We start from the raw sequence: 25,545 nt of genomic DNA on the forward strand, positions 1-25,545 counted from the left end.
TCGGCTGCTCCTGCCTGGGGCGCCGTTAATGACTCTGGATCACTGCGTCCGGCGGGGTCATCGAGACGACCGCGATCACTGCGCTTGCCAGGATCTCATCGAGACGACCCCGATCACTGCGCTTGCCAGGATCTCATCGAGACGACCCCGATCACTGCGCTTGCCAGGTCACAGAAACGGCTCCACCCGATCGGATCTCACCCCCCATCAGATGCATCCGCCAGCCGGCACCCCAATGAATCCCTCCTGCCAGCCGCCGGATTCCCATACCCAGCCATAACGACGGCGAGGTCGTGGGGATCGGAATCCACCCCGACGGATCGGGGAAAAGGCCGATCCATCGCGTTCCCCCGGTATCTCCCGATCCCCTTCCGGCAACCCACTGCAGGCTCCCCCGCGGAGATCTTTCCGAGCCATGAAACTCTACAAAATGATTCCCTTTGGAAGGCCCCGCATCTAGCGCCGTTCCGTCGCCTGCGGAGCCCGGTTCGGTTTCGGAGGTCGATTGACCCAGACCCGCACGCAGGCCGATGGAACGGGACGCATTGTCTAAAAGATGGAGATTACATGTTAAACGGGAAAGATCCGCCGTCAGCCGCCGCCCCAGACCCTGTGTCCAGCGGGGTTCCAGACTATGCCGCACAGCCAAACCCAATGTTGGTTGGAATGGAATCCCGCGCGTGAAGGAAATGTATAGGTTGAGATCCCTTCGATGAGTTGGAAGCGGCTTCGCATCGGTCCAGCGCGCTTCATTGGCCGCGTGCAGTTGCATCGTGGCTCCCGGGCGGAGCCTCCACTCGGCGGCCACCCGCATCATTCTGACACGCCCCGTCGGCGGCCGGCGGGGATCGCAACTCCATTCCCAATCCACTTCCCGATCCCACCGGAAAGCGACCTCCAAACGCTTTAGGGATGGCATATCCCGGTTTCCTTTCCAGAGCGCCGAGAGGGCCCAAGCCTCGATTCGATCCTCTCCGGCCATTTCATAGGAGACCCGCCCCCGCGGACCGGCGTGGGATCCGGCCAACGAGAGCAGGGGGATCGGCCTGGGAGTCGTCTTTAACAATAATACACCGAGCCAGGAGGATGGATTCGGAGTCGAATGGAAAAGATCGAAGAGAATCCAAGCGCCATGAATCGTTGAGAAAGCTTCCGGCTGGGCACCGCCGTCGATCTCGCAGTTCTTCTCGCCTCGGCTGGGTTTGCGGGCCCAGAGACCACCGATTGTCAGTCGCCGCAATCCTGGCGGAGTCACCGCGCCGGCGCCCACGATCGGCGGTTCGATCTCCCCAAGCCATGACCATTTCTTGACCCGCATGGCCATGGGACTCAAAGCGAGACGGCCGCCCCAACCGGGATCCCTTTCACCCAGTGAGAGAATCAAACCCTCGGCCCAGCTCAACTCCAGATGCCCGGCCTGGAAGGGCCCCGCGGCAAGAGAGCCTTTGACATTCGCGCCTGAGATCTTCTCCGGATTTGTCTTTAACAAAAGATCGCCATGCAAAGGAAACCGCCCCCCACTCCACCCGGCGCTCCCCTTGAAGCGAAGCGGCTCGGTTGTGGAGCTGTGAACCCATCGCAACGAAATCCTGTGGCTCCAGGAGTTCGAGAATTTTTGCAGCCCCGTGGACTTGGCGAAGGCCGGATCGGGGCGGATGTGCTCAGGGGCTGACGTTACAGAATCGGCCGCTTCGAGGTATCCCGCACCATTTAACAGGTCGAGAATCCCCATTTCCTCCAGTAGGTCAAGCGTGCCTTCCTCTTGGGCTTCGTCGATCACCAGCGGATCGGCGGGGGTGTCCGCCGGAGTATCGGTAACGGCGGCGACGATGGTGGCGGCGGGGTTGTCGGCAGGGGCATCGGTAACGGCGCCGGCCGGGGTGTCGGCAATGGTGTCCGTATCGGCATCGGCCGGGGAGATAAAATGTATCATTCCCATGCAGGAAAGGGCGGTCAGGACGGCAACCGGCCGGAGTCGTTGAAGGACGTGGCGGAATTGGAGCCTCTGGGGCCACTGATGACGCGCCACGATCAGAACCCCCAAAAGAATGAGATCCCCGGTGTCCAACCCAAGACAGGGTGGCCGTGCATCCAAAGATCAAATCCGGTGCGAACGAAGGGAAGGTGCAGGATGAAATGAAAAATCTCAGTTCCCAAGGTCAAATTATAGGCCGTGGCCAAGGCCAGGCGCGGAGTGGTGTTCGACGAAGCACTGCCCGCCGAAGCGATGCCCGACGAAGCACTGCCCCCCGAAGCGATGCCGGCCGAAGCGCTGCCCGCCGGAACACTGCCCGCCGAAGCGCGATCCAAGGGCGCCTCCGTCGCCTGGGCTGGGGTCCACCTGATCCCGACCACCGATGAACCCGTATTTTGGGATGTTTGACGTATCTGAACATCGACAATAAGACCGGCCGGCGCCGACAGCCGGCTCCCAACGCACCAAGTCCACGACCAATGACCCTCTCCATCAAAACTCTGTACCATCCGGTCGACGCTGAATCCTCCATTCACTTCAACAAATCCCCGGCAAATGCTGATACCCGAATTTCCACCCCACCCCACGGGCTCACTGCGGCCGGCCGCCTGCAACCCGCCCCCTCCACACCCAATCCACCAGACGGCCGGCGGTTTACCTTTCACAAAACGGAAATCACACCACGCTTCCCGGTATTGTTCACCCGAGAGCAAGACACCCGAGAAAAATCCCGACCAGTGATCGCCGGACAGACCGGTCTCAAATGTCATCGAAGAGAGTTCAGCGATTTGAAAGGGGCGCCAAGCGGAAATCCGGCCGCTCCAGATCGCCGGACCGGGTTCCCCCCATTCCCCATTCCCTTCATGCCCTCCCTGCTCTCCTCTCCCTCCCTTTGCTCTTATCCAGCGAGCCGTTGTTTGATCGGTGAATAGATCGGGCCAATGCCAGATCGGATCTCCTGATCCCCAAACCGGTCGCAAAGGAGGGGGACCGGCCCCGGCGGCGGTGATGGCACACGTGAGAAAACCGGTCGCCAGGGCGATCCCGAACAGGATCCTCGTGTATCGACCAACGATCCTTTCGGTGAATGCTTTATCAAAACTTTCCATGCCGGACATCTCAGGGAGTCACACCGAGAGAAGCGCTCCACTGCTGCGATCCCTTCCCCTCCGTCCAGGATTTGACGCAGACCACATAGAGTCCCGGAGCGACACCCCGCCCTGATTCGCCTTCTCCATTCCACCAGAAGGCCGGTTCACCGGCTTTTCTCTCCTGGAGACCCAAGGTACGGACCCGGCGTCCTGAAATGTCAAAGACCTCAGCAGACCAGGTCCGTCCTTCCGGCGTCGCGGGGGGGAGAATGAGACAGCCGGGGGATTCGCCTCGGGTCAAGACCGTTGGCGTGATGAGGAGTTTTCCCTGGTATAAAGATTGTTGCTCTAAAAAGCCGGGAGACCCGGGTGTCGGGCCGTGGGGAGAAGGAATCCAATCAGCAATGGGGTGAGACGGCCTCTCCACCGAACGTCGTTCCAACGAGATCCCATCACCGGCGCCGGGCGGTGGTGTATAAGATGCGACATCGGAGATTTCACCGGACGCCTTCGATAAAACCAGGATGTCCGCGACCCCGATCTCTTCTTGAATCGTATTGTTTAAGGACGGCCAAGTGCCGGAGAGGGCAAGGATTTTTGAAAAATCGAAGTCAGGTCTGGCCGCCACAAGGGCTACCGGATCTTCTGACAATATAAAGCGGTCATCGCGAAAAATGGGCCGGGAGTCATCAATTAAAATCCGACGTCCTCCCGCATCCTCCAGACCCCACCCATTTAACGAATAGATCTCTTCCCGAACGAGGATTTCGACCCACTCCTTCTCCCCATCCAGCGGGTCATATTGTATTTCCACAATCGCGACGGGTCCGGTCCCGACATAAAACCCGGTCCGGGCAAGAAGGGTGTCGGAATTTAGACAGAACATTATCTCACGTTGATAGAAACCGGGTTGAGATGGCGCCTTTTCTTCCCAATTGAAACTCACCGGGCTATCACAATAGATCGCTTCGGGTAGCGGCGGGTGGAGCGGCCTTCCATCCCATGTGATGACCGCCGGCGATAGGACGACCGGGTCAAGGCCGGAATGGACAAGTCGCGCCGACCATCCGATCGGTTCATCCGGGGAGGCGACACGGGGATCAGCATGCGGGCTTTCCAGGAAAAGTGTCTGCGGCGACTTGTTCGGTTTCCCCGGTGAGGGTGAGGACAGGGCTTGAAAATCCCTTGAATTATCGCCGGTATCATTCCCATCGGGCATGCGGCCGAGCGCCTCGCCGGATGGCAGATCGGGCGCGGGCAGCCCCTCATAGTAAACCGGGTACTCCAAAACACCCCATCCCACTAGATCGATAACTTCATCTCCACGGCGCACGCGGGCGGCATCTGGGCCATTTTGGAGATGCAGTGTCGTCTCAAAATCGGGAGAGCCGGAGTACCCTTCTGGTACACCGCCAATCCAGAGAAACGCTCCTGGATCCAGAACCAAGTTTGAGGGGGCCGCCCACTCCACCGACCAGCTCTCGGGCCGCGCGCCGTTTCCAGATTCTAAGATGATGTCATCCAATACGATAGAAGACAGCCCGGCGTTGAAAAGCTCCACATATTCTTTTCCCGTATCAGACCCCTGAGGGTCATAGAAGATCTCATTAATCACAACCCGGCTTTCGCCGTCGATGGAACACACGGCGGTGCTCTCGGGGCCCGCTAAATTTCCGCAACACTCTGTTATTTCAGAAGTTGCGCTGCACACCGCAATCCATCCGCCCGACAATCCAAGACAGATGAAGCCGAGCATCAGCAGCCGCCACCCCACCCATCCGGCTATTCCCCAGTCTCTCCGCTGCATCTCGATCTCCTTCCTTGTAAAAGATCCCCAAACCGGAATACTTCCGTGTTCCCCTCCCACCGGCTATCCCACCGGGTGTCGGAAGAACGACGAGAAAGATCGTAAAACGACAATAGTGCAGGGATCGCACCACCTCGCCTTAGGTGATGGGATGGCGGGGCCGATATTTTAGACAGGATGGGACTCGGTTCCGACCACCGAGTCGGGGAGCCATCCCTATACTTGAGATGCAAAGTCGCGTCGCCGATGGCCGCGGGAGCCGCTCCGTCACGAGGGGGTAGCGAGCATGAACAAAAATGTTTCTTTCACATTAGGCCTCATAATTGTGCTACATTTTCTCCTTCCCGCGCAATCCTGGGGTGCAAATGGCGCCAGCCGGCTTGATCCGCGGTTGCAAAGCATTATGAACGATCGTGAAAACGGCACAGCCATGGAACGAGTGGCGCATCTGCTTGAAGTCTCCGCCTTGCCCGATGACCGGATACCCTGCTTCATCCGGGTCACTGATCCCGGGAGCATCGCGGCTCTCGGCATTCCCGCTCAAACCGTCGCCGGCTCGATTGTAACGGCCCGGCTGACCCTCGACGAGATCGCAACCCTCTCCACACAGAACGCCGTCACGAGTATCTCGATGGCCGTGCGCGCCAAGCCGCTGCTCGATCTTTCCATCCCCGCAACTTATACAGATGAGGTTCATGACGGGAATGGCGCGATTCCGCCTGTCTATTCGGGTATCACCGGTGAAGGGGTCATCGTCGGCATCATCGATACGGGAATCGATCCGTATCATGACGACTTCTGGGCTAATGGCGACTCCCGCATCCTGCAGATTTGGGATCAAGATGATAATTCCGGCACGTCCCCCAGCGGATTTGGTTATGGCACCGAATGGGATACAGACGACATCGAGAATTCAGATTGCGATTCAAAAGATACGCACGGTCACGGAACGCATGTCGCCGGAACGGCGGCCGGCAACGGCGCGGCGACCGGGCATGGCGAGCCGGCTTATACATATGTCGGCGCGGCGCCGAAGGCCGACATCATAGCCGTCAAGACGACATTTTTTACGACGGATGTCGTGGACGCGGTCGAGTATGTCTTCTCAAAGGCGACCGCCCTTAGCAAATCCGCCGTTGTCAATCTCAGCCTCGGCACACATTACGGCCCGCATGACGGCACCGCCGACTTCGATTTGGCCCTCGACGCCCTGGCCGGTGAGAATAGAATCATCGTCGCCGCCGCGGGCAATGAACAGGGGGATCGCATTCACGCGGAAGTCACCGTCGCCCAAGGGGGAACCGGCAGCGCTACCTTTATCATTCCGAATTACGTCGCCAAAGTCGCTTCCGACAATGACATTGTCGCCATTGACGCCTGGTACACCGGCGATAGTGAACTGGCCGTCACCTTGACGTCTCCCAACGGGCATGTGGCCGGCCCTGTCCCCTTCGGCGACTCAGAAACCTACAACACCGTCGATGGATTTGTGACCATCGACAACGCCACAACCAACCCCGTCAACGGCGACGAAAACTTATACATTGAGATACGGGATGCGATGTCCGTCAATCCGCCGGAGCAGGGAACATGGATCCTCGAATTTGAAGGCACCGTTGTGCCCGCGGGTCTTCTCCCTGCCGTAGCCGAGATCGACCTTTGGTTATACGTTGCAACGATCGCGAGTTCCCCCTACTTCAATCTCAGCTCCCAGGAACAAGAGATCGTCGGTTCTCCGGCAACCGCCGATTCGGTTATCGCCGTTGCGGCATGGGTGACCAAGAAGATGTGGGCCTCAATCGACGGCAATTCATACCAGTACAGCCCCGCGCCGGTGCTCAACTCCATCGCAGACTTCAGCAGCATCGGCCCCCGCCGGGATGGCGTGAATAAGCCCGACGTCGCCGCTCCGGGCATGGGGATCGTGGCGGCCCTCTCCACCTACGCCTCCTATCAGGTCGAGTATATCGATCCGGACGGCAAACATTTCCTCAACCAGGGGACCAGCATGGCCTGCCCGCATGTCGCCGGCATCGTCGCTCTCATGCTTGAAAGCAACGGCAGTCTGACAAAGGGAGAGATCATGGCCCAGCTTTCCAATACGGCCAATACGGATGCCTTTACAGGGTCGGTTCCCAATTCGACCTGGGGTGTTGGAAAGATTGACGCCCTCGGCGCCACAAGCTGGACCACGCCGGTCATGATCTACGGGATGGAAGCCCAGCCCGAGCCTTGGGGAGTGCGCGTGACCTGGGCCGTCAACTCAGATATCACCATTGAAGGCTACCGGATCCACCGGGCGCTCGATGACGGCTCTTATCCGGATGATCTTCTGAATCGGGCTCTTCCCATTATTGAAGGTCTGGCCGCAGAGCTCGACGGCTCCGCCGATGACCGGGGTTTAACCGAGCCGGGGCGCTATGCCTACTGGATAGAGGCGATCCATGACGGCAAATCCGCTGAGATGGCGGGTCCGGTCTATGTCGACTGGTCGCCCACGGCGACGGGGCGCATCGTCTTTCATCCGGCCTCACCGAATCCCTTCACGCCGAATACGACCATCCGGCTGGACCTGAATTATAAGACACGGGTCCGCGTCGACATACTCGAACCCGGTGGGCGCCGGATCTGCACCGTTGCTAATCAAATGTATCAGCCGGGAGAAGTCCGCATCGTCTGGGACGGCCGCGATGGGACGGGACGGCCGATGGCCCCAGGTCTCTATTTCACCTGGATCAGAGCTGGGGACCAAGAGCAGATTGGCCGCTTGGTTTTGCTTCGCTAAGGATTATTCCACCAAGTGATAACCGGCGGCAAACGGGGCGGGAATCACCCGCCCTGTTTGCTTGTTCCTCAACGGCCCCTTCCCCTTTTACTTGTGACTCATTTGTCTATTACCTATTCTCAGATGAATAGCTCAAGATGCCTCAAATGAGAAAGGGGATCAGATCATGCCTCGACCGCGTTTCCTTCCGGCTTTAGCGGTCTGCCTTCTGCTCGTCAGCACCGCCGCCGTGGCGGGCGGGATGCCTGCGTCGAAGCTGCATCCGGCCCTGCGAATGGCGCTCAAGGGGCTTGATGAAGAGAGCCCTTTCGGCAAGAACGCCGGTCCTGATTCCTATTTTAAATTGATGGCATCCGACGACGGCCGGCTGCCCTGCCTTATCCGTCTTGTGGCGGATGGGATTTCCGCCGAAGCGATCGGGATCCCCATCCAGACCCAATCCGGCCGGATTTGCACGGCGCGGTTAAGCCCCGAGGAGATCGACGATCTGTCGAACCGACCGGAAATCACCTCCATTTCATTGGCGGTGCAAGCGCGCCCCCTCCTCAATCGTTCCGTACCTGAAATGGGCGGAACCGCTGCGCACAATGCCGACGGCGGGACGCCGCCCGTTTATAATGGATATGCCGGTGAGGGAATCATCATCGGCATCATCGATTCGGGGATCGATCCGTATCATCCTGATTTTCAGGGGAACGGGACGACCCGGATCCTTTCGATCTGGGATCAGATGGATGATTCCGGCGATCCGCCGGTGGGATTCGACGGGGGGAGCGAGTGGACACAGGCGGAGATTAATAATCAAACCTGCACAGCGGTGGATGACGACGGGCACGGAACGCATATCGCGGGGATCGCCGCGGGAAACGGCTCGGCGACCGGCAACGGCCAGGCGGCTTATCGGTTTGTGGGCATGGCGCCCGAAGCCGATCTCATTATTGTTAAAACATCCTTTTATACCGACGACATCATCGATGCCGCATCTTATATTTTCGGCCGCGCTGATGCCCTGGGGAAGCCGGCCGTGGTCAACCTCAGCTTGGGCAGCCATTACGGCCCTCACGACGGGACCGAGGATTTTGATATCGCCTTTGAAAATTTGGTGGAGCCGAACCATTTGATCGTCGCGGCCGCCGGCAATGAATTGGGCGATAGCATTCACGCCGAGGTAAGTGTTGAACAGGGCGGCCTGGCCACCGTGACTTTTGACATCGCGCCCTATGATCCACTCGCCGGAACGCAGAATGATTATTTTGCGATCGACGCCTGGTATGACGGCAGCGCCGAGCTCACCATCACGATGCAGACGCCGAACGGCGCCATACTGGGTCCCATCTTCTACGGCGAGGTTCTTGATGAAATGACCGGCGATGGGGATGTCTATATCGATAATGGTTACTGGGATCCGCCGAACGGGGATGAAAACTTTCACATTTACGTTCTCGACGTCGACGCGGCGCACAGTCCCGCGCCCGGTACTTGGACGATCTACATCGAAGGGGCCGTCGTCCCCACGGGCCTGGTGCCGGTTGAAACCGATCTCTGGGTCTATCTATGGTCGGGACCGATCCCAAAATTTGTGCAAGGTGTCGAAGAGGAAGAAATCGTCGCCTCACCGGCAACGGCTGACTCGGTCATCGCCGTGGCGGCCTATGTCACCAAACCGAATTGGCGGTCGATCGACGGCAATATCTATTACTACCAGGGCTCCATCGAGAACGGCGGCATCGCCGATTTCAGCAGCCCCGGTCCCCGCCGTGACGGCGTGCTGAAACCGGAGATCGCGGCGCCTGGAATGGGGATCAAATCCGCCCTCTCATCCGACGCTTTTATGTACGACGCCTATATCGATCCCGATGGCGTCCACTTCCTCACGCAGGGAACAAGCATGGCGGCTCCGCATGTGGCGGGTACGCTCGCGCTGATGTTAGAGGCGTTCGGTTCCCTCACCGCCGCGGACGCCTTGGATCAGTTGACCCGGACCGCCCGCGCCGATGATTTTACCGGGAATGTCCCCAACGCTCGGTGGGGTTACGGAAAGATCAATGCATCGGCCGCGACCGATATCAACACGCCGATCATGATTGAGGGGATCGAAGCGACCGCCACTGCATGGGGCGTTCGCCTTGCTTGGAACTCCCCGGGTGATATTCAGGCCTCATCATATCAGCTGCTGCGCGCCCTCGATGACGGATCGGCGCCGGGCGAGCTTATACAAAACGCCAAGATGATCGCCGTTGTGCCGCGGGACGGCGCCGGGATGGTATGGGAGGATCGTGATCTTGTACAACCCGGCATTTACGCCTACTGGATCGCCGCCGTGTTTCAGGGACAGGTTGAATATCCGGCGGGTCCGGTTTATATCGACTGGAGCGGCCCGGCCGGTCTCAATGCCGAGCTCTTTCAGGCGATGCCGAATCCTTTCCGTCCACAAACAACCTTGCGGCTGAATCTCCCCCGCGCCGGACGGGTCGCCGTGGAGGTGATGGATCCGGCGGGACGGCGCATTCGCACATTGGTGCAGGATTGGCTGCCGGCGGGGTTGCACCGGCTTATTTGGGATGGCCGGGATGAAGAGGATCGGGAGGTTCCCTCGGGGTTATACTTTGCCCGCGTCCAGGCGGCCGGTAAGGTCCGCGTCGGAAGGCTCGTGCTGATTCGATGACAAGTATGGAGGCATAGATGAATCCCTTTGATCTGTACCGTTCATTAGCCAAGAAAACAGATTCCAAAATTCTCTTGGTCGTATTTGACGGATTGGGAGGCCACCCGACCCCCGCGATGGGAATGTCCGAGCTCGAGGCCGCCAAGACCCCCAATCTTGATGACCTGGTGGCGGAAGGGGCCTGCGGTCTTTCCACCCCTATATCCGCGGGAATCACCCCCGGTTCCGGTCCGGCGCACCTGGGGCTGTTCGGCTACGAACCCTTGGATTACATTATTGGGAGGGGTGTTCTTTCGGCCCTTGGAATCGGTTTCGACTTGCAGCCGGGCGATGTTGCGGCCCGGATTAATTTTTGCACGATGAATAGCGACGGCCTCATCACCGACCGGCGGGCCGGTCGTATCGCAACGGAGGAAGGCGCCAAGCGTTGCAAGATTCTTTCGGAAATCAAGCTTCCGGGCGTCGAGATATTTGTTCAACCTGAAATGGACTATCGAGCGGCGGCGATTTTCCGCGGGGCCGGCCTGTGCGGCAAGCTCTCGGATTCCGATCCACAGACCACCGGCGTGCCGCCCCTCGACGTCAAACCTCTGAATCCACCGGCGACGCAAATAAAAGAGGCCGCGCACACGGCGAATCTGGTCACTCGGTTCATCGCTGAAGCCAGGTCGAGACTGAAGGGAATGGAGCCCGCGAACATGGTTCTGTTGCGCGGCTTCGACGATCATCTCCAGATCCCCTCCTTCCAGCACATTTTCAAACTTAAGCCGGTGTGTATCGCCACGTACCCAATGTATAAGGGTTTGTCAAAATTGGTCGGGATGGATGTCTTGAACGCCGGCTCAACGCTCGAATCAGAGCTGGAGACATTGAAAGCGAACTGGGATAAATACGATTTCTTCTTCTTTCACATTAAGAAGACGGATAGCATGGGCGAGGACGGCGACTTTAACGGCAAGGTGGATGTCTTGCAGCATGGTGACACCCTTTTCCCCGAGTTCAAAAAACTAAATCCCGATGTCATCGCGGTGACGGGTGACCACTCGACGCCTTGTTTGCTGAAATCCCACAGCTGGCATCCGGTGCCGTTTGTTGTCTGGTCGCCTTATTGCCGGCCCGACAATGTCCAAAGGTTCGATGAGCGCTCCATCGCCGAGGGATCATTGAATGGGATGAAGCATGTCGACATCATGCCGCTTCTCATGGCCAACGCGCTCAAGTTTGAGAAATTCGGGGCATAAAACAGCGAAGATCCATGCCATCATTGGAGATAAACAAAAGTTCCGTCCCGGGAATGATCTTTGTGGGCGGCAAGAGCCGCCGGATGGGCGAGCCGAAAGCCCAAATCCGGATTGGTTGCCGGACCTGCATCGAGCATGTTATTCACGCGGTAAAACCTGTGGTCTCATCACTCACTTTGGTCGGCGAAACGGACGGCCTCGCGTTTCTCGGGCTGCCCCAGATCCCCGATGCGCGGCCGGGGTATGGCCCGCTCTGCGGACTGGAAACAGCCTTTCTGCATGCGGCGGCCATCGCGGATTCCGCTGCCGCCACAAACGCCTCTAACATTTCAAACACATCTGACGCTTCTGGCGCCTCCAACGCCCCTGACGATTCTGATGATTCTGACGATTCTGACGCCGCTGACACCCCTGACGCCCCCGGCGCCCCCGATCGTGATCTCATTTTAGTCATCGCCTGCGATATCCCCTGCATTAGATCCGATGTCTTAAGACATCTCATTGATTCGATCGGCGATCACGATGCCGCGGTTCCGCTGGCCGGCGGTCTCCAGCATCCGCTCTGCGCCGTCTATCATCGATCGACTCTTCCGATGATACAGAATCGATTGGAGCGCGGGGTCTACGGCATGCTGGGATTCCTGGCGGCGATCGATTGCCTTGATGTGACTCATGATGCAAGCGGCAAAGAACTGGATCCAAATTTCTTTATTAATGTGAACACGCCCGAGGATTTGGAACGGGTCCGGGATTGCATCGAGGGATAAGAGTTCAACGCCACCCTGATCTCGACAAATCTACCCTTGAGAAATGGAATCCAACACATGCGGGGTTTGGGCCTATCCGGCATGAGTGTTGAATTTTCGACACTCCAAAACGGCAGCAAACAATAATCCTCAATTCAAAATCCTTAAGAATGCATTCCATCGGCAATGCGAGCTACCTGCAATGCGCAGCCACCCGCAATGCGCAGCCATCTGCAATGCGCAGCCACCTGCAATGCGCAGCCACCCGCAATGCGCAGCCACCTGCAATGCAATTTTCTTCAAATTCTTCGATCTTTCCACTTGACTTAAACGAACATATGTTCGATATTACAAATACATTCACCTAAACTCCCAGCCAGGTCCCCGGAGGTCTTGCATGACGACCCGTCGCCCCCAATCTAAGGTAAAATCCACAATAACGATGCAATCCCCAGACCATGCCCAAACACCAACCCAAGCCCAAACACCAACCCATGCCCAAACACCAACCCATGCCCAAACACCATCCCATGCCCAAACACCAACCCATATACCAATCCGCACCCTTGCCGATCCCTTCACCTCAAATCTCCCCGCCCAACAGGTCGATCGTGAATTGCACCAGGCCTTGACCACCCTTCATCGGGCCGAGCAATCAGCTGTCTTGTGGTTCTCGGAAATGAATCAGCGGAAGCTCTATCGCGACCTGGGTTACTCATCTATTCATCAATATGCCGCTGAGTCGCTGGGCTTTTCGCGCAGCAAGATATTCCACTTCTTGCGCTTGGCCGATGATCTCGAACGTCTTCCTCAACTACGAGCAGCCATCGCAAAAAATGAAATCGGTTGGACCAAGGCCCAAGAGGTCGCAAAGGTTGCGAGCCCGGCCACCGAAGAGCGCTGGATTGATGTGGCAAAAAACTCAAATCGCAGAACACTCGAAAAGAGAGTCGATCTCGCTCGCCGAAGATCGGCATTAAAGCGTCGCGCCCATCCGAGGCAGGGGGAGCTTTCGGCCCACCCCACCGATCAGAAATGTCCAACGGATAAGGGTAATCTTCCCGCCAGCGATCGTAAACTTGTAGCCCCAGACAATTATATGGAGATCATCTTAAATGATGATCCAGAGCTGGTCGACGACGCGCCGGTTTCCGTTGAGTTTCGTTTCACTCCCATCCAGCTGGCGCGATATGAAACATTAATTGAGAAAATTCATAAATCACGACTCGTCGAGCCAGGAATCAGCCGCGAGGAGATTCTCTTGCATTCACTTGAGCAGTTCCTGGATCCGATACATGAGCCGCTCTCCGATCCGATACGTGAGCCGCTCTCTGATCCGATACATGAGCCGCTCTCCGATCCGATACGTGAGCCGCTCTCTGATCCGATACGTGAGCCGCTCTCTGATCCGACTCCCAATGCTGGCGTGGCCATCAGTGATGGGGTTTCGATGAAAGGCGATGAACAAAGGAACGAAACTCGAAACAATCAGGACGACAGGGCACCCGCAGAATCCAAAAAGTCTCGCCGGCGAGACTCTGCAACTCCTTACAAGATAGTGATTTACAAATGCGATACGTGTCAGCAGGCAATCCTCCAGACGAATCGGGGAATGAAGAAACTGAACCCCTCAGTTGCAGAAGCAGCTGCTTGCGATGCGATCATCGAGCAACAAGGACAGAGGAATCGATCAACGATTTCACCAACCGTCCGTCGGACGGTACTCAATCGAGACAAACATAAATGTCAGGCGCCGGGATGCCGGAATACACGCTTTCTGGAAGTGCATCACCGAAAACCTCGCAAGGATGGCGGATCGAATAATCCCGGAAACCTTGTCACCTTATGTTCAAGTTGTCACCAGCTGTGGCATGAAAAGAATCTAGACCCACATCTGCTTTCTTGATCCTGGGTACAGAGTACGATGAACCATTCGGTCGCGGATAATAGATGTTCAGCAGCAGGCCGGTACGAGCAGCGTGAAGATCGATCCCTTGCCGACGGCGCTGCGGACAGCGAGCTTGCACTCATCGAATCGGCTAATCTCTTGGCCAGAGCGAGCCCTATCCCCATCCCGCCGACCTCACGCCATGTTGAACCGTCGCATCATTTCCGTGATGTTCCCATTCTCCCGGCGGATCTCGAAACCGTCCTCCGCCAAAGCCGAGAAATCCATTAAATTTTCCAACGGCCTATCGAATTTGACCGTTTCCCCATGATGATCTCCAGGAACTCCTTCCGGCGGCCGGCGGCTTTCTCCTCCGTGATAACATCATCGAGGTACGCCATAATCATTGTCAGGGGTGTTCTCAACTCATGATGCATATTTCAGATAAAGTCGGATTTCAGATGGTCGAGTTCCTTCAGACTCTCATTCGCATGGCGCGAATGCCTATGCTTCTCCAATTCATTATTGTATAGGCTTGCATTCTCAAGCGCGACACCAAACATCCCAGCGACCATTCCCGGATACGGATGGGGCCGAAGAGACCTATTTTCGCCTCGGTGATCAGGTTGAGACCCTCGGCATCAACCATGGCCGGTAAATTCTCGGTAAGAACAGGTTCCGTTTGATGACAAACAATTTCCAGGTCTTTTGCGATTCAATCAATTTCCAGGATTTTTGGGATTCAAATAATTTTCCAGTCAATTTCACCGATTGTTTTCGAATCCCATATCTTCGCAAATGAATCAGCCGGCGCTCGCTTTCAACTGAAACAATCCAAAGGGAGGCTTTTGATGTTCCCATCTCCCCCATGAGATTGAAAAACACAAGATCGGCAATCTTAAAGGGATCGGGCGAGACGGCGAGTTCCTGGCTCAACTCCATTAATGAAAGAAGCCTGTGATGAAGCCGGGCTGTTTAACGTTTAGAATCCACTAGACCTGTTGCGGAGCCATCGATTTCCTGAGATCTCTTTCTTGCCGGATCCGTCATTGCGCCGCCAGGGATGAAAGCGCTTCATCTTCGGTGGGGTCGATCCCAAGAAACGCCCCAAGGTTTAGAAGATTGATCACGGATTCCACTGCTGAAGATAGAGCGGCATAACGAACTCCGAGACCAGCTTCCTCAAAATCCTCCCGAAGAGCCAACAGGCCTCCAATCCCGCTGGATGCGATGAACTGCACATCTGACAAGTTCAACACGAGGTTTCTACCAGCAGCCTTTACCTGATGACAGTGTCGAAGAAAAACAGGGGTGCTTTTGCTGTCAAGGTTCCCCTGAATTCTTAAAATCATCGCACCGGGCGCACCGACTTCATTGACTTCAAAATCAAAACCCATGAGGTAGCTCCCTCTGTTCTTGATCCAGTTTCGAGATATCGAATGCCAGAAGAGTGACATTCCCTTCCGGTGTCGCAGGACGATAGACGACGCGGGACATCACCTTGTGAATAATGTCGAGACCGAACCCGCGTAGCCGGCGCCAGACCTCTGGATCCCAAAAATCAGTCGCGACCCAGTTATCAGCCGAGAACGGCACACCTTGATCGAGGAGTAGAAAGTAGCCGGTGGGATTGATCCCCTGCCGGTTTTCATCGATGGAAACCATGGTGAAAATCTGATGGGCCGAGGATTCCGGGAGCCACCAGAGATCAAATTCCCGTTCTGGATCAAGCTTATAGCCATGTTCCATGACATTGGCGCAGACCTCATACATCCCCGAAGAGAGGAGATGCATATGGCTTTCCTCCATCTCCCGGAATTCGGGACGCTCGATCAGCCAATCTGTCAGATTATCCAGTTGATCAAGATTTGCGGGCAGGCGGAGATGGATCCCGTGCTCTTTCGCCGTTTCAAGCCAGCGCCGAGCCTCCCAATGATGCGCCGGAAGAGCTTCCGCATCATCCCGCCCGGTCGCTTCCACCGGAACGCAAATCTCACGGCTCACCACAAGAAATGTTTCATCATCTGAACGCGCGCTGCCCGCCCGCCATTCATCCAGCACCTGACGAAAATCCTCAATGACACGCACACATCCCCGCGGGGCGCATTCCTTGAAAACAATCTCCATTCTTTCAAACCCAAACTGCTCCTCACTCGCGGAACCAAAGGCTTCATTCACGCCGTCCGTGTATTGGAGCAGCATATCGCCCGGTTCCAGGATAATCTCTTCATCATTTAAAGTGGACCGGATGGCGCCGCCCCGAACAGCTCCGAGGGGAATCCCTTTCATCATTCTTTGTTCAACTTGCCCGGTGGATCGATGATAGACGATAGTGGGTGAATGACCGGCGGATGCGGAGACCAGCCTTCCGGTTTCAGGATCCAATATCCCGTAGTACATTGTCACAAAGCTTCCCGAGCTCAGATTTTCACCAAGGCGTTCATCAAGTTTTATAAGGAGTTCCTTCGGTGATTCAAATTGATCCCGGAAAGCACGGAGCAAGGCTGAAAGCATCGACATCGCCAGACAGCCGGCCAGGCCTTTGCCCGCAACATCGGCAATCGCCACACCGATTTTCCCATTGGCCAATTCGAAAATGTCGTAATAATCGCCGCCAACCTCTGACGCTGCACGATGCGCACCGTCAATGAAGAAGCTCTTGGCCACTATCCTGGATTTAGGAAGCAGTGAGGCTTGAATTTCCCTGGCCAATTCCAATTCGTGCGCAAAACGCTCCTTTTCCACCATTTCCGATTGGGCCTTCTTGAGCTTGGCGGCCATATCATTCACCGTATCGGCCAGCATTCCCAGCTCCGTCCGATCACGCAGCCGAATCGGTTTGTTAAGATCTCCCTGTCCGATCCGCTCCAAACCGGCCCGCAGTTTTCCGACCGGCCGGAGGAGACTTGTCATCAGAATCAGGGCCACCATCACGCCAAGGATCAGAACGATAGAAAGTGCAATAAGCTGCTGGCGGCGGCCCGCGTTGATAACCTGGTTAATATAGTTACGTTGAAGACCGACGACGGCGGTCCCAATAACCTGTCCGCTGGGGTGCAGCACCGGCGCCGAGGCAACCAGGTTTTCAGAATTACCCAGCATCGCCTCCCCATCTCCCAATTCCAGCTGTGCCGTCTCCGGCTTCAGCCCTTCCAGAGCCTTTGTCTTTTGCCCCAATTCACGGGAATCAGCATGACCTTGTACCTTACCTTCATGATCAATAACCAGCACCAGAGCCAGCTCGGGTTGCTTGGTTTGCATCTCCTTTATTAAAGGATGCAGCGTCAGCTCAGGATAGTCGCGAAGAAGAGCACCGGCCCCGGTCATCGCCAGGTTGCGCGCTTCCAGCATTAGGCGGGTTTCAACTTCGGCGACGAGTGCCTTTCGCGAATTCCGCTCCTGGACCGTTCCAACAATCAAGACAGCCGCCATAGTGATACCGATCGCCGCGGCTGTGACAATAAATCGAATGCTGAAGGCCGGCTTCTTTTGGGGAGGTGACGGATTAAAGGACGCCCATGTCTGTTTTGCCAGACCATTTTCGTTCGATATTGCCATAGTCTCTTAATCCCTATCGCCCACCGCCCAGAATTTCTCTGGTGCGACTGAGCTGTTGCGGTGCGTGCGCTAGCTCCCAGGAGTGCAGAGCGTTCTGCGAACGGCCGGCTTTCATCGCCTCGATACCTTGGCGATAGAGATCCTCCACCCGGCGGCGCTCAATCTCCCCGCAGCGGCGCTCAATCTCCCCGCAGCGGCGCTCAATCTCCCCGCAGCGGCGCTCAACCTCCACGCAGCGACGCTCAACCTCCACCAGCAGCTCGTCAACATGAGATGGGATCGCAAGCTCGGTCCGCCGCAGCATGGTCTCAGATCGGCGTGCCCGCTCGTTGCCCTCTTTATGGCAATGTTCCAAATCCATGGCCGTACAATAGGCGAACTCACCCAAGGCATATTGGGGGAAGGCGGCCAGAAGGAGGCAGATGAAAGCTGTCCTTATCACCACGTTCATAATATGACGTCATCACTCCACAAAACCGGGGTCATTAGTCTGACTGAAAAACTTCATCGAGGAAATGCCAGCAAAAATGGCGGGTCGGGGTCGCCTCCCCTAACATTAATCCCCACAAGAAATATCGGGGATTTGTGATGAGATTTTGAGGATTTGCAGGGCTCTTCTCGTTGAAAAGAGAAGCACCCGCAACGTGCATATTTGCAATAGGTTGCACGGTTTTCATTTTTGAGTCACCGGCATTCGACTCTCCGTGTCGGAGGGAATCAATTTCATCAAAAGTCCGGTTATTTGTGGATCGATGGTTTTGATGTCATCAATCTTCGCAGAAAAAACATCAGAGAACCGTGGTTGAAATAATGCGAAAGCACCTTGGTTTATTTTAAGCCCTCATCATAATTTCGCGAACCCGGTCCGCTCTTCGGTAGATCCTCCTCATCTGATTGTTCAATATATTAATTTCATTCATCCGATGTCTTCCGCAGGCAAGGCGTACCTAATATGTATCCCAATGCCCGCTGCCAGATGCCCAATGCCCGCTGCCAGATGCCCAATGCCCGCTGCCAGATGCCCGCTGCCAGGATTCAAAACTCCATTGCCGACCTGTACAGCCCATTGAGCTTGATGGCAGGGGCGGCTTGACATATCGGCTTCTTGCTGATAAAGTCCTCCGTTGGCCTTTTTATTCGATCTCATAAGTTAAACCTGGAATAGGAGGCATGAAAATGCGGATAGCAAGAGATGATGTACCCGTCAAGATCGAAGTCCCCGGCGCTATCGCCCGGCAGAAAACAGGATTCGGTGATTCCTCCGGGTATGGAAAAATCAGCGGCGAGTACTTTTCCTTTGGAGCCGGGACGGATATCACGCCCTTGCTTCATGGACTGGAAGGCGATCTCTGTCAATGCCCGCATTGGGGCTACGTCATCAAGGGCGCGCTGACGACGACATACACGAACGGTGAGCAGGAAACGGTTCGTGAGAAAGACCTGTTCTACTGGCCCCCGGGGCATACTGTGAAGGCGGATGAAGAGGCCGATATTGTCCTATTCAGTCCTCAGAAAGAGCACACGCAGGTTATCGACCATATTCTCGGCATGATCAACGGTTAGACGGCTGATCGAGCCGGATGCATAGGCTTCAGAATTGCCCGAACCGACGCATCACGTCCGGTTTGGGCAATCTAGAAGCTGCTCATCTCCCGATGATCAATCCAATCGCGAACAGCAAACCAAAGACAAAATGCACCAGTGATGTCATCCGTAATCCACGCGCTAACGTTTCCCGCTCCTTCCCGTGAAAAACCGGCCGTGCCGCCACAAAAAGAATCGGAAGAGACAATAGCACGAGCAACAATCCTCTCATCGCCGGATCCAGCAGGGCTCTCCCGCAGACAACGAGATAACCCGACACAACCAGCACAAGCCAAAGACCCCTCCCAAAGGACCGCCCCCACCAGGTCACCGGCGTCATTTTGCCCTCAGCGCGATCTTCATCGAGGTCGCGCAGATCATTCACAACGAGGATCGCCGTCACAAAGCAGGCGACAGGCAATGAAGCCCACAGCGCATCCAATGTCCATCGTTCGCTGTGAATGTAATACCCGGCTGTCACCATTACGATGCCCATAAATACAAAGACCAGTGGAATGCCGAAACCACGATGCCCCAGCGGCTTCGGCCCGCCGGCGTAGAAATAGGCTGCAGCCAGTGAAGCCAGGCAGATCGGGAGCAGTAACCAATGTGTCACGGCAATTAGATAGACACCTATGAGTGTGGCGGCTGCCAAAACAATAATCGCTCCCATCCGGACGGCGCGTGCGGTAAGCTCTCTCCTGAAAATCACTTTGTAGGGCGCCGGATGCTTCAAAGCACCGGCCGGCCGGCCGTGATCGCTGTATTCATCGACGAGATTCACGCCAATTTGTACAAGGAGAGAAGCGATCAGAGCGAGGATAAAACGAACCCAGATCAGCTCTCCCTCCCGATAAGCCAAAGCCGCGCCGATCAGGATCGGTACGATGGAGGCGGGCAGCGTAAAGGGCCTCCCCGCTTGCCACCAGACGGAGAGTGATCCGATACCCGGCCCCCAAAGTGAAGTTTTCGGTACATTCGACATGGTCACCGCCAGCGTCCTTTGAATTTAGCATGCCGCAAAAGAATTGTTTACCAGGGATGACGCCGGAAGGAATCATAATTGGGATCCCGTTTCTCAAGAAAGGCTTCTGTTCCCTCCCGGCATTCATCGGTATCGTAATAAAGCGCCGTCGCACCATGCGCCAGGTTCTGAATCCCATAGACATGATCTGTATCGGCATTAAAGGCATGTTTCAAGAAGCGCAGCGCCATCGGACTCTTGGCCAGGAGTTCTTTTGACCAAGCCATCACCTCGTTTTCCAGTGCCTCCGCCGGTACAACCTTATTGACCAGCCCCATCTCCCGCGCCTCTTCCGCGGTGTATTGCCGGCAGAGATACCAGATCTCCCGCGCCTTCTTCTCTCCAACGATCCGCGCCAGATAGATCGCGCCGAACCCCCCGTCAAAGCTTCCGAAACGCGGGCCGATCTGTCCGAAGCGAGCCCGGTCGGAGGCGATCGTCAGGTCGCACAGAACATGGAGAACGTGCCCGCCGCCGATGGCGTAGCCGTCAACCATCGCGATGACCGGTTTGGGGATCTCCCGCAGCAAGCGATGCACACGAGTTACCTGCAGTCGCGGTGTCCCGGACCCATCGATATACCCCCCCTTGCCGCGCGCTTTCACATCACCGCCGACACAGAAGTTGCCTTCGACACCGGTCAGAACCACCACACCGATCGTCGTATTCGCCCAGGCATCTTCGAGCGTCATGATGATCTCATCCAGTGTCTGCGGACGGAACGCATTGAGAACCTCAGGCCGGTTGATGCGGACAAAAGCGACCCCATCCTTGTGTTCATAAATGATATCATTAAACTCGAAATTCATTCTTTCCTCCGTACTGAAGTCACGCCTATTGTTCGCAGCTTCATTAATTCAGCCGGACTTAACTTTAAAAGATCCCTTAGAACCCCGTCGGTATGCTCGCCCAAACCCGGCGCCGGCCCCTGAGGCCCTGTCCGGGCCGTCTGAAAGCGAAAGGGCGTATTCGCAACCGTCAGTTTCCCGCCGTCACCACGAGGGATATCCTTTAACATTTCACGTTCCCGCACCTGGGGATCCTCCGCCGCCTCGGCGACATTCTGCACCGGCGCGCAGGAGATATCAGCTCTGGAAAGGCGGATCAACCATTCCCCCGTCGAACGCTGCTTGAAGGCCTCCGTCAACATCGGCGCCAGGGCCGCATAGTTCTCTGTTCGATACCGGCCGTCGCAGAACCGGGGATCCGCGGACAATTCGGCGCAATCCATAAGTTCCACAAAACGCCGCCAGATCTCGGGGTTGTCATGCAGCAGGGCGACGACGATAAATCCATCCGCTGTCGGGAAGGCCTGAAACGGCGTCAAGGCCGGATGACGGGATCCCAGCGGCCCCGGCACGTCGCCCGTGGCGAAGAAACGGGCAAAAGCATTCTCCATCAGTGTCACCTGCCCGTCCAACATCGACATATCGATCCACTGGCCGAGACTTGTGCGTTCTCTATGCTGCAATGCCGCCAAAATCGCGATGGCGGCGAACATTCCCGCGACACTGTCTCCCTGCGATACGCCCGGGCGAAGTGGCGGCCCACCGGGTTCGCCGGTGACGCTCATGATGCCGCCGAGTGCTTGTACAATAATATCGAAAGCCGGTTTTTGTGCATAGGGGCCGGTATGTCCGAACCCCGTGATCGATGCATAGATCAAGCGTGGATTCCTGCTGAGAAGAACCTCGTGCCCCAATCCCAAGCGATCCAGAACACCCGGGCGGAAGTTTTCAACCAACCCGTCGGCGTGATCGACCATCCGCAGAAAAAGCTCGCGTCCCTCAATGGTCTGGAGATCGATGACGACTGATTTTTTACCGCGGTTGACACTGATGAAATAGGAACTATCCGGGCCGGCCATCGGACCGATATCGCGCGCCCGGTCGCCTCCCGGAGGTTCGATTTTGATCACCTCAGCGCCGAGATCTGCGAGAAGCATTGTGCAGTAGGGACCTGAGAGGATTTGACTCAGATCCAGAACCAGCAGCCCGGCCAGCGGCGGGCCGCTCTTAGATGCATCCTGAGAATTCATTTCCCCCCCCGCTTGAAGATCGGTTCCATCCTGAGTCATAGTGCCTTGTAGAGGTGGAGGAGTCATTCATGAAAATTAACAGGGTAGCGTGGCGGGGATACCGTGTGCCGTTTTTGTGGAGCCCGGTTGCCCATGGCGCGCTAAGGGCGTCGCACCGGCATGGTCTTCTTATCCGAATCACGGCGGATGATGGGAGCACCGGCATCGGCGAAGCCTCACCCATCGGCGCCGGATCACCGACCCAGTTGGAAGAGATCGCCAAGATTATTAAAGAGAGCGCCGCCGCGTTGTTGGGGCGGGAACTGGTCGGCGAATATCCGCGGTCCCTCGTCTTCATCCGGATCGGAATGCTCTCGGCAAAGCTCTTTCCTCCCCAGAAATCCTCGCCGCCGGCGCGCGCCGCCGGTTTCGGCCTTGAAACCGCCATGTTGGATCTTGTCTCACGGGCCATGGGCTGGGCCTTTCTCGAACCGAAGCACCCTGAGAGAATCCAGCGATCCGCGGAAACGCCGATCCGGACCAATGCCCTGATCACCACATCCGGGTATGAAGAGCTCGCAACCGAAATCGAGCTGGCGCGATCGCAGGGAATGACTTCATTCAAGATAAAAGTGGGACGCCGCCCTCTCAGCGAAGAGCTGGAGACACTGCGGGCCGTGAGGGAACTGGCCGGATCGAATGCCACAATTCGTCTGGATGCCAACGGCCTTTGGACGCCGGATGAGGCGGTAGCGGTGCTCAAGCGCTTCAAACCTTTTGGGATCGAGTACATTGAACAACCTGTTTCACCAGAGGACCCGAAGGGATTGGCCGAGGTGCGGCGCCGGTCGGCCGTGCCGATCGCGGCCGATGAAGCCGTCGTCTCCTGGCCCGCCGTGAAGAAGCTCATCGAGATTGATGCCGCCGACATTTTTATTGTGAAAGCGGCCCGGCTCGGCTTCCATCATGCTGTTTTTCTCACCAGCGCCCTGACCAAGCGGAACCGAACCGTCGTGATCACATCCTCCCTTGAAAGCGGGATCGGCATTCTGGCCGCCGCGCATCTTACAAAATTCCTGCCGCTCAATGCGCCCGCCTGCGGTTTGGCGACAGCCTCGCTGCTGGAACACGATCTCCTGGAGGCGCCGCTTATCGTGGAAAACGGCTGTCTCACTCTCCCGCAGGGACCGGGAATCGGGGCGGCGGTCAATCCGGAAGCGCTGGAACGCTATGCTGTTCCTCCGAAGGGCGAGGTCACCGAGTAAGATTCAGCGACGGCGCGTCCGCCGTCATCCCTTCGCCCAGACCTCCGAAGCCGCCGTTATCCCCTCCGCCCAGATCTCTTCATGCAGGGATCTATTGATCTCCCGGTCTCCGGGGATCTCAATGATTGATGAGCGGGCACTCTGCAATTCATCCGAAAGGCGGATTCGGAATTCTGTCCATGACTCAACGAGTCGATACTGTAATCCGTAGAGCCGCGCCGCATCCTGAAAAGTTAAACCGTGCGGCATGGCGAAAAGCGGGTCCAGGGTTTGCGGGTCGCCGGCCTGTGGCAGGAATGAGAAGATGCCGCCGCCATTATTGTTCACCACGATAAAGACAACATGGAGTCCATGCCGTGTCGCCGCAAGAAGTCCATTGAGATCGTGATAGAACGAGATATCTCCCAGGACAGCGACAACCGGCTTTCCCGGTGCGACAGCCGCCGTCCCCAGCGCCGTCGAAACCACCCCATCGATTCCGTTCAGACCGCGGTTTCCCAACAAACGAATCTCCCGATCACATTTTGGGAAGAAGTCGTCAAGATCCCGTATCGGCATGCTGTTCCCGGCAAAAAGGGTCGAACCGCCGGGCAGAAGCTCTTTCAGCTCCTGAAACACCCTACCCTCGAAGAGCGCAGATCTCTCGGAAACATGTTCACTCACCATCCCGCGGCTTTCAGCCGCCAGACGCATCCATCTATCCGCCCAGCCGCTCCGCCGCCCGCCATCGGGGAGCCGATCCACCAGCTCCCGGCAAAAGACTGATTCATCCACGGAGATAAGATCCCATAAAAGATGATGGGGATCGCGCCAGGAACCGGGATCGACCAGAATCTGCCGGGCATTCGTATGATGCTGCAAAAATAGATGCATCGGCTTTGAAGAGGGCAGGGCGCCGAATCTCAAGATAATCTTGGGCTCGGCCTCACACCTCACAACGTCACTGCGCAAAATAAAATCGTAGCTGTCAACTATAAGCGATTTATCATGCGGCCCGCATCGCAGCTGTGATAAGGGATCGGCCAGAATGGGATAGCCGAGCCTCCGGGCCAGCGCTGCGATCCCGAGGGTGGCGTCGGAACCCGCCATCGGCCCCGCGATGATCAACCCCTTCGCCTCCTTTAACAAATCATCGGCCAAGCGCCGCAAGCTGTCTTTATCAATTCGCGCCTCCACCACCGGGACTTGGGTGTAGGCGCGATCCACATCCCGCCCCCCACGGGAAAACCACCCGCCACTGCCGGCCGGCGAAGCCGGTGGATCAACGATGGACACCAGCGGCTCAACCAATGGATCGACCAGCGGCTCAACCAGCGATGCAACCAGCGGCTCAACCGGCGATGCAACCAGCGGCTCGACCAGCGGCTCAACCAGCGGAATATTCAAGTGGACCGGCCCCGCCGGCGCCGCACCCGCCGACGCCATGGCCCGGCAGGCGATAGCCCGCAGATAGCGGATCGATTCCACACTTATCTCCGGTTTGGGAAGAGTCACGGAAACTTTAACAAATGAGCCATAAAGCCCGGTCTGGTTCATGGTCTGCGGAGCGCCCCAATCGACAAGTTCGGGAGGGCGGTCCGCTGTCAAAACCAGCAGCGGGATGCGCGCGGCGAACGCCTCGGCGACGGCGGGATAGAAATTCGCCGCCGCGGTGCCGGAGGTACAGAGCAAGGCAACCGGTTTGCGCAGAATTTTGGCCATGCCCAGCGCAAAGTAGCCCATCGAACGCTCATCGAGATGGGTCCAAAGACGAATTCCCGGTTGTTTGTTAAAAGCGAGAATCAGCGGGGTGGATCGCGAACCGGGGCCCGCGCAAAGATGTTCTAATCCGGCATTTGCCAATTCCTCCACCAACACACCGGCCCATGTCCCGCTACGATTCGTCGGCATCTTTATCGA

20 protein-coding genes are annotated in these 25,545 nt (G+C 56.8%); 9 read left to right on the plus strand and 11 right to left on the minus strand.

The annotated features are described in order from the left end of the window. Positions 1-151: 151 nt before the first annotated feature. The 3 genes from KJ970_12855 to KJ970_12865 all read right to left on the minus strand — a co-directional run bounded on the left by KJ970_12855 (position 152) and on the right by KJ970_12865 (position 4,873). A complete protein-coding gene (locus tag KJ970_12855) occupies positions 152-2,095 on the minus strand; it encodes a hypothetical protein (protein MBU2691803.1) in 1,944 nt (647 codons plus the stop codon). 64 nt (positions 2,096-2,159) lie between these two features. Beyond that, entirely contained in the window at positions 2,160-2,507 is a 348-nt protein-coding gene (locus KJ970_12860) for a pentapeptide repeat-containing protein (protein MBU2691804.1), read from the minus strand. A gap of 587 nt (positions 2,508-3,094) precedes the next feature. Beyond that, the gene (locus tag KJ970_12865) at positions 3,095-4,873 is read right to left on the minus strand and encodes a lamin tail domain-containing protein (protein ID MBU2691805.1); all 1,779 of its coding nucleotides are present in this window, start codon (positions 4,871-4,873) and stop codon (positions 3,095-3,097) included. Positions 4,874-5,159: 286 nt separating this feature from the next. On the opposite strand from KJ970_12865, the gene KJ970_12870 reads away from it, so the two are divergent. The 7 genes from KJ970_12870 (at position 5,160) to KJ970_12900 (ending at position 14,489) form a co-directional block, all read left to right on the plus strand. Continuing rightward, positions 5,160-7,658 (plus strand): S8 family serine peptidase, encoded by a 2,499-nt coding sequence (locus tag KJ970_12870; GenBank protein ID MBU2691806.1) that lies wholly within the window; start codon positions 5,160-5,162, stop codon positions 7,656-7,658. 166 nt (positions 7,659-7,824) lie between these two features. Further along, complete coding sequence (locus tag KJ970_12875; protein MBU2691807.1) at positions 7,825-10,323, plus strand: S8 family serine peptidase; 2,499 nt, start codon at positions 7,825-7,827, stop codon at positions 10,321-10,323. A 17-nt stretch (positions 10,324-10,340) separates the two neighbouring features. Further along, complete coding sequence (locus KJ970_12880; protein ID MBU2691808.1) at positions 10,341-11,564, plus strand: 2,3-bisphosphoglycerate-independent phosphoglycerate mutase; 1,224 nt, start codon at positions 10,341-10,343, stop codon at positions 11,562-11,564. Positions 11,565-11,578: 14 nt separating this feature from the next. Further along, positions 11,579-12,331 carry a molybdenum cofactor guanylyltransferase gene (locus KJ970_12885; protein MBU2691809.1) on the plus strand — a complete coding sequence of 251 codons (753 nt, stop codon included), beginning with the start codon at positions 11,579-11,581 and terminating at the stop codon, positions 12,329-12,331. 149 nt (positions 12,332-12,480) lie between these two features. Further along, on the plus strand, positions 12,481-12,678 hold the full coding sequence (locus KJ970_12890; GenBank protein MBU2691810.1) for a hypothetical protein: 198 nt from the start codon (positions 12,481-12,483) through the stop codon (positions 12,676-12,678). A 29-nt stretch (positions 12,679-12,707) separates the two neighbouring features. After that, on the plus strand, positions 12,708-14,216 hold the full coding sequence (locus tag KJ970_12895) for an HNH endonuclease (protein ID MBU2691811.1): 1,509 nt from the start codon (positions 12,708-12,710) through the stop codon (positions 14,214-14,216). A gap of 18 nt (positions 14,217-14,234) precedes the next feature. Continuing rightward, entirely contained in the window at positions 14,235-14,489 is a 255-nt protein-coding gene (locus tag KJ970_12900; GenBank protein ID MBU2691812.1) for a hypothetical protein, read from the plus strand. A gap of 184 nt (positions 14,490-14,673) precedes the next feature. Here the strand turns inward: KJ970_12900 and KJ970_12905 are convergent, their stop codons facing one another. The 4 genes from KJ970_12905 to KJ970_12920 form a co-directional block, all read right to left on the minus strand. Continuing rightward, positions 14,674-14,847 (minus strand): hypothetical protein, encoded by a 174-nt coding sequence (locus tag KJ970_12905; GenBank protein MBU2691813.1) that lies wholly within the window; start codon positions 14,845-14,847, stop codon positions 14,674-14,676. Positions 14,848-15,244: 397 nt separating this feature from the next. Then, complete coding sequence (locus tag KJ970_12910) at positions 15,245-15,595, minus strand: STAS domain-containing protein (protein MBU2691814.1); 351 nt, start codon at positions 15,593-15,595, stop codon at positions 15,245-15,247. Further along, complete coding sequence (locus KJ970_12915) at positions 15,585-17,756, minus strand: SpoIIE family protein phosphatase (GenBank protein ID MBU2691815.1); 2,172 nt, start codon at positions 17,754-17,756, stop codon at positions 15,585-15,587. The genes KJ970_12910 and KJ970_12915 overlap by 11 nt, the downstream gene beginning before the upstream one ends. 13 nt (positions 17,757-17,769) lie before the next feature. Continuing rightward, complete coding sequence (locus tag KJ970_12920; protein ID MBU2691816.1) at positions 17,770-18,198, minus strand: hypothetical protein; 429 nt, start codon at positions 18,196-18,198, stop codon at positions 17,770-17,772. A gap of 734 nt (positions 18,199-18,932) precedes the next feature. Between KJ970_12920 and KJ970_12925 the strand changes: the two genes are divergently transcribed. Further along, positions 18,933-19,319, plus strand: a complete 387-nt coding sequence (locus KJ970_12925) for a cupin domain-containing protein (GenBank protein MBU2691817.1) — start codon at positions 18,933-18,935, stop codon at positions 19,317-19,319. An 82-nt stretch (positions 19,320-19,401) separates the two neighbouring features. Here the strand turns inward: KJ970_12925 and menA are convergent, their stop codons facing one another. Genes menA through KJ970_12940 form a run of 3 tightly spaced genes read right to left on the minus strand, consistent with a single transcriptional unit; the run spans position 19,402 to position 22,402 of the window. Continuing rightward, positions 19,402-20,325: a 1,4-dihydroxy-2-naphthoate octaprenyltransferase gene (gene menA / locus KJ970_12930; protein MBU2691818.1), complete on the minus strand. Its 924-nt coding sequence runs from the start codon at positions 20,323-20,325 to the stop codon at positions 19,402-19,404. 47 nt (positions 20,326-20,372) lie between these two features. Beyond that, the gene (gene menB / locus KJ970_12935) at positions 20,373-21,173 is read right to left on the minus strand and encodes a 1,4-dihydroxy-2-naphthoyl-CoA synthase (GenBank protein ID MBU2691819.1); all 801 of its coding nucleotides are present in this window, start codon (positions 21,171-21,173) and stop codon (positions 20,373-20,375) included. Then, positions 21,170-22,402 (minus strand): CoA transferase, encoded by a 1,233-nt coding sequence (locus KJ970_12940; protein ID MBU2691820.1) that lies wholly within the window; start codon positions 22,400-22,402, stop codon positions 21,170-21,172. The genes menB and KJ970_12940 overlap by 4 nt, the downstream gene beginning before the upstream one ends. Before the next feature lie 68 nt (positions 22,403-22,470). Between KJ970_12940 and KJ970_12945 the strand changes: the two genes are divergently transcribed. Beyond that, the gene (locus KJ970_12945) at positions 22,471-23,646 is read left to right on the plus strand and encodes a mandelate racemase/muconate lactonizing enzyme family protein (protein MBU2691821.1); all 1,176 of its coding nucleotides are present in this window, start codon (positions 22,471-22,473) and stop codon (positions 23,644-23,646) included. A gap of 24 nt (positions 23,647-23,670) precedes the next feature. Here the strand turns inward: KJ970_12945 and menD are convergent, their stop codons facing one another. Beyond that, positions 23,671-25,536 carry a 2-succinyl-5-enolpyruvyl-6-hydroxy-3-cyclohexene-1-carboxylic-acid synthase gene (gene menD / locus KJ970_12950; protein MBU2691822.1) on the minus strand — a complete coding sequence of 622 codons (1,866 nt, stop codon included), beginning with the start codon at positions 25,534-25,536 and terminating at the stop codon, positions 23,671-23,673. Between the last annotated feature and the right edge of the window lie 9 nt (positions 25,537-25,545).

Source organism: Candidatus Eisenbacteria bacterium (assembly GCA_018831195.1).
In the GTDB taxonomy this organism is placed as follows: Bacteria; Eisenbacteria; RBG-16-71-46; order CAIMUX01; family JAHJDP01; genus JAHJDP01.

What these genes read in the sequence shown, in the direction of transcription:
- KJ970_12915 (MBU2691815.1), bottom strand. Translation starts at nt 17,756, where the DNA reads ATGGCAATATCGAACGAAAATGGTCTGGCAAAACAGACATGGGCGTCC.
- KJ970_12865 (MBU2691805.1), bottom strand. Translation starts at nt 4,873, where the DNA reads ATGCAGCGGAGAGACTGGGGAATAGCCGGATGGGTGGGGTGGCGGCTG.
- KJ970_12875 (MBU2691807.1), top strand. Translation starts at nt 7,825, where the DNA reads ATGCCTCGACCGCGTTTCCTTCCGGCTTTAGCGGTCTGCCTTCTGCTC.
- KJ970_12885 (MBU2691809.1), top strand. Translation starts at nt 11,579, where the DNA reads ATGCCATCATTGGAGATAAACAAAAGTTCCGTCCCGGGAATGATCTTT.
- KJ970_12870 (MBU2691806.1), top strand. Translation starts at nt 5,160, where the DNA reads ATGAACAAAAATGTTTCTTTCACATTAGGCCTCATAATTGTGCTACAT.
- KJ970_12905 (MBU2691813.1), bottom strand. Translation starts at nt 14,847, where the DNA reads ATGGTTGATGCCGAGGGTCTCAACCTGATCACCGAGGCGAAAATAGGT.
- menB (MBU2691819.1), bottom strand. Translation starts at nt 21,173, where the DNA reads ATGAATTTCGAGTTTAATGATATCATTTATGAACACAAGGATGGGGTC.
- KJ970_12945 (MBU2691821.1), top strand. Translation starts at nt 22,471, where the DNA reads ATGAAAATTAACAGGGTAGCGTGGCGGGGATACCGTGTGCCGTTTTTG.
- KJ970_12940 (MBU2691820.1), bottom strand. Translation starts at nt 22,402, where the DNA reads ATGAATTCTCAGGATGCATCTAAGAGCGGCCCGCCGCTGGCCGGGCTG.
- KJ970_12890 (MBU2691810.1), top strand. Translation starts at nt 12,481, where the DNA reads ATGCATTCCATCGGCAATGCGAGCTACCTGCAATGCGCAGCCACCCGC.
- KJ970_12880 (MBU2691808.1), top strand. Translation starts at nt 10,341, where the DNA reads ATGAATCCCTTTGATCTGTACCGTTCATTAGCCAAGAAAACAGATTCC.
- menA (MBU2691818.1), bottom strand. Translation starts at nt 20,325, where the DNA reads ATGTCGAATGTACCGAAAACTTCACTTTGGGGGCCGGGTATCGGATCA.
- menD (MBU2691822.1), bottom strand. Translation starts at nt 25,536, where the DNA reads ATGCCGACGAATCGTAGCGGGACATGGGCCGGTGTGTTGGTGGAGGAA.
- KJ970_12900 (MBU2691812.1), top strand. Translation starts at nt 14,235, where the DNA reads ATGAACCATTCGGTCGCGGATAATAGATGTTCAGCAGCAGGCCGGTAC.
- KJ970_12895 (MBU2691811.1), top strand. Translation starts at nt 12,708, where the DNA reads ATGACGACCCGTCGCCCCCAATCTAAGGTAAAATCCACAATAACGATG.
- KJ970_12860 (MBU2691804.1), bottom strand. Translation starts at nt 2,507, where the DNA reads ATGGAGGATTCAGCGTCGACCGGATGGTACAGAGTTTTGATGGAGAGG.
- KJ970_12910 (MBU2691814.1), bottom strand. Translation starts at nt 15,595, where the DNA reads ATGGGTTTTGATTTTGAAGTCAATGAAGTCGGTGCGCCCGGTGCGATG.
- KJ970_12925 (MBU2691817.1), top strand. Translation starts at nt 18,933, where the DNA reads ATGCGGATAGCAAGAGATGATGTACCCGTCAAGATCGAAGTCCCCGGC.